Raw genomic sequence first — 327 nt, 5'->3', positions numbered from 1 at the left:
TTTGCCTGAGCTACGCCGAACTGAACCGCCAGGCCAACCGTTTGGCCCACCGCCTGCAAGCGGCGGGCGTGGGGCCGGATGGGCTGGTGGGCGTGTGCCTGGAACGCGGGCCGCAACTCATGGTGGCCTTGCTGGCCGTGCTCAAAGCCGGTGGCGCCTATGTGCCGCTGGACCCTGAATTCCCCGCCGAACGCCTGCGCCACATGCTCGACGACAGCCGCGCCGCGTTGCTGCTCAGCCAGACCTCGTTGCAGCCGGCGCTGCAGGCGCTGGGTGCAGCGGCCGAGTGCTGGTGCCTGGATCAACTGGACGAGCAGGGCCGCGACA

The 327-nt window shown here is 69.7% G+C and carries 1 protein-coding gene; it reads left to right on the top strand.

Annotated features, from left to right (window positions below; genetic code table 11):
• A partial coding sequence (locus tag AACY45_RS28925) for an AMP-binding protein (RefSeq protein ID WP_339548899.1) occupies nt 1-327 on the top strand: 327 nt, incomplete at both ends.

This window comes from Pseudomonas sp. RA_35y_Pfl2_P32, assembly GCF_963970735.1.
GTDB lineage: Bacteria > Pseudomonadota > Gammaproteobacteria > Pseudomonadales > Pseudomonadaceae > Aquipseudomonas.
Note: the sequence above shows the minus strand (reverse complement) of the source record. Positions and strands in the feature narration are given on the sequence as shown.